The sequence below is a fragment of the Blastomonas sp. genome, assembly GCF_041747255.1.
Taxonomy (GTDB): domain Bacteria; phylum Pseudomonadota; class Alphaproteobacteria; order Sphingomonadales; family Sphingomonadaceae; genus Blastomonas.
Genome location: NZ_JBGTFM010000003.1, coordinates 1 through 5,807, shown reverse-complemented (window position 1 = coordinate 5,807; position 5,807 = coordinate 1). Strand labels below are relative to the sequence as shown.

The window sequence follows — 5,807 nt, the reverse complement described above, 5'->3', positions numbered from 1 at the left end:
CACAGCCAGCGTGGGAGGCGCTTGAACCGCAGGCGCGCTCGGCGATCCTGCACCGCTGGGCCGATGCGGTCGCGGCGCATCGCCAGCCTCTGCTCGCCGCGCTGACGCTTGACACCGGACGTCAGCGGATTTCCGCAATCGAGGTCGATGGCCTTGCCGGCACCATCCGGCGCTGGGCCGATCTCGCGCCAAAGCTGATCGCCGAACACACGCGCAATGACCAGCCAAGCGCTCACCCCACCGTGCGCAACAGCACCCGGCTGGTGCCCTATCCGCTGTTCGGGGCGATCGCACCGTGGAACTTCCCGATCGTGCTCTCGTCCATCGACGCGATCCCGGCGCTTGCGGCGGGGTGTGCCGTCTTGGTCAAGCCGTCGGAAATCACCCCGCGTTTCATCGCGCCCTTGCGAGACACCATCGCTCAGGTGCCCGAACTCGCGGCGGTTCTCTCGTTCATCGAAGGCGATGCCGCGACCGGCCAGGCCTTGGTCGAGGCGGTCGATTATATCTGCTTCACCGGATCGGTGGCGACCGGGCGCAAGGTGGCGCAAGCTGCGGCGCGCGCGTTTATCCCTGCCAATCTTGAGCTTGGCGGCAAGGACCCGATGATCGTGCTGGCCAGCGCCGATCCGGTCGCCGCTGCGCATCTGGCGTTGCGCGCCAGCATCGTGGCGACCGGTCAGGCTTGCCAGTCGATCGAGCGCATCTATGTGGCGCGCGCCATTTACCAGCCATTTCTCGATGCGCTGGTCGTAGCGGCGGGCGCGGTGCGGCTCAACCATCCCGACATCGCGGTGGGCGACATCGGCCCGTTCATCTTCGCACCCCAGGCCGCCAAGGTGCAGGCGCAGATCGACGAGGCGGTCGCGCAAGGGGCGAGGGTGCTCACCGGCGGCACGGTCGAGACTTTGGGTGGCGGCCAGTATCTCAAGCCCACCGTGATCGCCGATGCGACCGCTGCCATGGCGATCGTGCGCGACGAGACCTTTGGCCCGGTGCTGCCGGTGATCGCGTTCGACAAGGTCGAGGACGCCATCGCTCAGGCCAACGACAGCATCTACGGGCTTTCGGCGGCCGTGGTCGCGGCCACGCCAGAGGAGGCGGAAAGCGTCGCCATCCGGCTGGAGGCGGGTGCGGTGTCGATCAACGACGGATCGATGACATCAATGGTGTGGGACGCGGAAAACAGCTCGTTCAAGATGTCGGGCATGGGGCCGTCGCGGATGGGTGCGAGCGGCTTGCTGCGCTTTCTGCGCAAACAGGCGCTGATCCGCCAGACAGGCGCGCCGCTGCCGCTCGCTGCCTATGCCGAGGATGCGTCGCGATGAGGGCTGCGCTTGCCAGGGCGATGCCCGCGCTGTTTGCGCATGAGGGGCTGTGGGATGGCATCTACCGCCATCTGGATCATGACGGCCAGTTGATCGACCAGCACCGGATGCGCACGCGCTGCGAATTTCCGGCATCTGGCGACTTCGCTTATATTCAGCACAATCATCTGATCTGGCCCGACGGCCGCGAACAGCGCCTCAGCTTCGGCGGCGTGCTTCGCGACGGGCGGCTGTATTGGGACACCGACCGGTTCCATGGGTTTGGCTGGGAAACGCGCGACAATGTGCTGATGCTGACGCTCCATCGCAAGGACGAGCCGGGGGTGCGCTTTACCGAGATGATCCAGATATCCGATGACGGCGAGAGCCGCGCGCGCACCTGGCAATGGCTGCGCGATGGCACGTTTTTCAAACGAACCCTGTGCGACGAGCGGCGCATTTCGCGCGATCCGGAGGCTGAACTATGATTACCCCCTTGTTGATGATGGCTGCGAGCGCCGACGGAACGGGGCACTCACCCGTTTGCGACACCCCGGTGGTGATGGTTATTGCCGGGCCGACGCTCGACCGCGAACGCATGGCCGCTTATGGCAAGGCGATTGCCGACAGCAAATTGTACGAAAAGCTGGGCGGCTATTATATCAACATGCCGCGCCCGCTGGCGACATTTGAGGGTGAGCCGCCGCCGGGCTATACCGTGCTGATGGTGCGCTTCCCGTGCCTCGCCAACGCGCAGGCGTTCTGGAACTCAAGGGAATATCAGGACAACATCAGGCCGCTGCGGCTGAGCCCCTCGGCGGGTGACTATACGGTCACAGTCTATCCCGAAGTCCCGTTGCGCGCCGATCTGGTCGGCAAAGTCGGCGACAATGGCTATAGCGCCACCTTCGATCCTTCGGGCATTGCCCAGGTCGCGCCCAAACCCTAACGCTCGAGCGCGATCAGCTCGTACCAAGTCGCCATATAGCCGCCGACACCGCCCTGCACGAACACCGCATCGTCATCTGCGGTCACCCACATGTCATAGGCCGGGTGCTGGTTGCCGCCCATCGCGCCCCTGTCGACAAAGGCGAAGCGGCGGCAATCGAAGGTGCCGGCAGCGACCGTCACGCTTTCCTCGCCCTTGTATTCAAGGTCTATGGTAACTTCGGCCGCCATCGGCGGGGTCGCGCCGCGATGGTCGGGCGATGGCAGGAAGCAGCGGATCGTGCGCGCATGCGGCCCGCGTGACAGGTCCATGCAGCGGGTCATATAGGCATCGCCTGCAATCGGATGCGTGCCAAACCCATCGATCGGCCCGACATAGTCGATCCGCTGCGACAGGCGGCCGATGCCCGGCCCGTTGCTCTCGCACTGGATCGTTCCGCCATCCTCGCGCGCATCGATTCCGAACCAGCCCGATCCCATGAACCGGTCACCGACCATCAGGTGCACATGGCAATTGCGCGGCCGTCCATCGGGTCCGATCGCATAGATTATGTCGCGCATCACCACCGGATCAGGCTCGGCAATTTCGCAATGGGCGTTCAAGATGACGCTGCCGTCGCCATGATGGGTGAAGCTGAACCACTCGCCACCGCGCACCATGTCTTCCAGGCCCGGCTTTTTCGAGGTGTAGCGGATCTGCCCGCGCACGGTGCGATGGGGCATGGCTAGCTGGGTCATCACAGCTCCTTCAATTCGCGGCTGAGCTCCTCGACCGGCTTGTCGTCGGTCTGCATCGCTTCCATCATCTGCTGCGGTCCGCGCATGATGCGGGCGATATATTCGCGGATCATCGCGCCCCGCTCAAAGCCCGCATCGCGGTCTGGCGCATAGCCTTCGATATCGGCGCGGCTGATCGTGCCCTTTGCCTCAAGCAGCCGCTCGACCGTATCGAGCCGCTCGCGCAGCACCGAAACTTCGCCAATCACCGCCATCAGAATCGACAGCATCCGCTCCTTGTCGTGGTCGCCGAGGAAATCGGGACGCTTGCCCTTGGCGCGCGCATTGGCGCGGGTCATCCAGTCGATGGGATCGGTCAAAACTCTTCTCCAAAATACTCAGCCGGTCCCCTGCGCAGGAAGGGGGCGATCTCTCCACCCCTGCGTCCAGCGGAACGGTCAGGAGATGGGTCCCCGCCTTCGCGGGGAATCAAGAGGTGGTGCCGTGATTACGCAGGCTTGCCACCCTTCCACGCACCATAAGCATTCCACACCGCAGCGCGGCCATGGTCTTCTTCCTGCTCATCGCCAGCCGAGGGGAAGATGCTGGTATCCACCACGGCGCGCACGCCGGTGACAAACAGCTCAGCTTCGTCAAAACCGGATGCGCGCATGATCGCCTTGAGGTCGAGCGCGTGCATCGCCGACCAGAATGGTTCGTTGTTGTTGAACGCATCCCAGTCGCGGATGAACTGCTCGTAAAGCGGCATGTCATCGGAATATTGCGGCTGCTCCAGATGCAGCATCAGCCCGCCCGCCTTGAGCACGCGGTAGCCCTCACCGATGATGCGCGGCAATGCCGTGCCGCTGGTCTCGTGCAGGAACATCGTGGTCTGCACCCAGTCAAAGCTTTCATCGCTCCAGCGCGACAGATCCTCGGCATTGGCCTGCACGAAACGGATGTTGGTCGCGCCCAGTGATTGCGCGCGCGCATGGGCATAGCGTAGCGAGGGTGCGGCGGTATCGATGGCGATGACTTCGCAGTCGGGAAAGGCGAGCGCCAACGGCACGATATTGTGCCCGACGGTGCAGCCGATATCGAGGATGCGCTGCGGTGCCCAGCCGGGACGCGCGCGCCTGATCCATTCGACCAGGGCCTGACCGCCGCCATCCGACAGCGCCCCCAGCCCGCCTGCGGTGGTGGCGAAGATGCCGCAATCATAATTCGCGCCCGCGGACACATCGCCGGGGATTTCCTCGCCGTGATAGCTGCCGGGCATGCAGTGGATGTCGATCGCGCTTTGGTAGCGTGGCACCGGGATGCTCGGGTCGAGCTCAAGCGTGTCACGGCCCTCGTTATACTGGCGGGCGCGGGCGTTCAGTTCATCAAGCTGGCGCAGCACCATCGCGCGGCCGTTCTGCTGGCGCATCTCCATGCTGTTGCGCTTGAGCGCCGACCAGAAGCGGTGATGCGGGTCGCGGTTCATCGCGTGGCGGATTTCGAACCGGTCCTTCGGTTCGCGGCCATGTTCGGCGACGAAGGCGGGCAGCACGCGCGTGTCATACGCCAGCCTGTTGCCGGGACCCAGCGTTCCGGAGAGATATTTGTTGAGGTTAGCGAGGAAATTGAACCGCGCCGCCTCGTCATGGCTGGGCTGCGGCGACACGCCATGCAGCGCAACGGCGGTATAGGGCGGGGCGACATCGAATTGGTGCGTCATGCTAGTCCTCGTTCATTCTCCGTTTTCCGGCGCAAGCCGGAATCCAGGGCGGCTAAGCGCGATCTGACTCCTGGGCTCCGGCTTTCGCCGGAAAACGGGGCGCGCACAAGACGCTCAGATCAGCCCGTCCTTCACCATCCGCTCGATCACCTGTTCTTGCGTGCGCTTGAAATAGTCGCGGTCGGGCACCCTGATCGCGGTGCCTTCGAGCATCCCGTCCGCCGGATGCCGCACGGTCTGGTACGCTGCTGCAAACAGCTCCAGCCGCTGGCGCGCCAGATAGTTGGTCATGCCGGGCGTACGGCGCGCGTGACGCAGTGCCCCCAGGTCGATCTCGGCAAAGGCGGTGAATGTCTCGCCGCTGTTTGATTCGGCGACCACGCGGCCCTTCCAGTCGACGATCTGGCTGTTGCCGTCGGCGCTGGCGAGCGGCAGGCTGGTGCCCTCGATGCCTGCGGTGTTGGCTGAGACGACATAGGCCATGTTCTCAAAGGCGCGTGCGCGCTTGGCGATATCCTTGTTGGTATCAAGCGGCGACCCGATTTCAGATGAGCTGTGCACAAACAGCTCGGCCCCGCGAAGCGCGTGCGCGCGGGCAATCTCGGGATAGAGGATTTCCTCCGATGCGATCGCCGACAGGTTGCCGATCTCGGTGCGCGCCACCGGGAACACGCCGTCAATGCCATAGACATCCAGATACTTGCTCCACACATCGTGCGGCGTCGGCGCGAACATTGAATTCAAGCGCCGGTAACGCAGCACGATGTCGCCCGAAGGCGCGATGACAAAGCTCGCCTGAAAATACAGGCCCGGAAAATTCGGATCGACCTCATAGGCGTTGCCCGCCAGAAACAGGTTGAGCGTCTGCGCGATCTTGCCCAGCGCGTCATATTCGGGCCCTTGCATCTCGAACGCGGCGATCGCGGCGAAGTCCGGGATTGAAATGCGCCCAGGATAGCTGGTGAAGAGGTATTCGGGCAGCACCGCGAGCCGCACGGGGTGCCCGCCATATTGCTCAATAAAAATGCGCGCCGAGCGGATTTTCGCCTCGACCTCGCCCATCATCGCCATCACTTGTGTGCGCGCGGCGGCGCGGTCGGCGGCGCGCTCGACCG

Annotated in this window: 7 protein-coding genes; 3 read left to right on the top strand and 4 right to left on the bottom strand. The window is 64.2% G+C overall.

The genetic code is table 11. From position 1 onward, the window contains the following. The 3 genes from ACEW8G_RS00265 to ACEW8G_RS00255 all read left to right on the top strand — a co-directional run. The coding region (locus ACEW8G_RS00265) for an aldehyde dehydrogenase family protein (protein WP_373486453.1) at positions 1–1,328 on the top strand (1,328 nt) is incomplete at its 5' end. Then, the gene (locus ACEW8G_RS00260; protein WP_373486452.1) at positions 1,325–1,795 is read left to right on the top strand and encodes a hypothetical protein; all 471 of its coding nucleotides are present in this window, start codon (positions 1,325–1,327) and stop codon (positions 1,793–1,795) included. The genes ACEW8G_RS00265 and ACEW8G_RS00260, both read left to right, overlap by 4 nt. Then, positions 1,792–2,256, top strand: coding sequence for a DUF1330 domain-containing protein (locus ACEW8G_RS00255; protein WP_373486451.1), 465 nt, complete (start codon positions 1,792–1,794; stop codon positions 2,254–2,256). Before ACEW8G_RS00260 ends, ACEW8G_RS00255 begins: the two co-directional genes overlap by 4 nt. Here ACEW8G_RS00255 and ACEW8G_RS00250 read toward each other — a convergent pair. The 4 genes from ACEW8G_RS00250 to ACEW8G_RS00235 all read right to left on the bottom strand — a co-directional run. Beyond that, positions 2,253–2,993: a hypothetical protein gene (locus ACEW8G_RS00250; RefSeq protein WP_373486450.1), complete on the bottom strand. Its 741-nt coding sequence runs from the start codon at positions 2,991–2,993 to the stop codon at positions 2,253–2,255. The two genes, ACEW8G_RS00255 and ACEW8G_RS00250, sit on opposite strands and share 4 nt — an antisense overlap. Beyond that, entirely contained in the window at positions 2,993–3,352 is a 360-nt protein-coding gene (locus ACEW8G_RS00245) for a hypothetical protein (protein WP_373486449.1), read from the bottom strand. The genes ACEW8G_RS00250 and ACEW8G_RS00245 overlap by 1 nt, the downstream gene beginning before the upstream one ends. Positions 3,353–3,480: 128 nt before the next feature. After that, entirely contained in the window at positions 3,481–4,692 is a 1,212-nt protein-coding gene (locus tag ACEW8G_RS00240) for a class I SAM-dependent methyltransferase (RefSeq protein ID WP_373486448.1), read from the bottom strand. 114 nt (positions 4,693–4,806) lie between these two features. Then, positions 4,807–5,807: nitrilase-related carbon-nitrogen hydrolase (locus ACEW8G_RS00235; RefSeq protein ID WP_373486447.1), on the bottom strand; the 1,001-nt coding region annotated here is incomplete at its 5' end.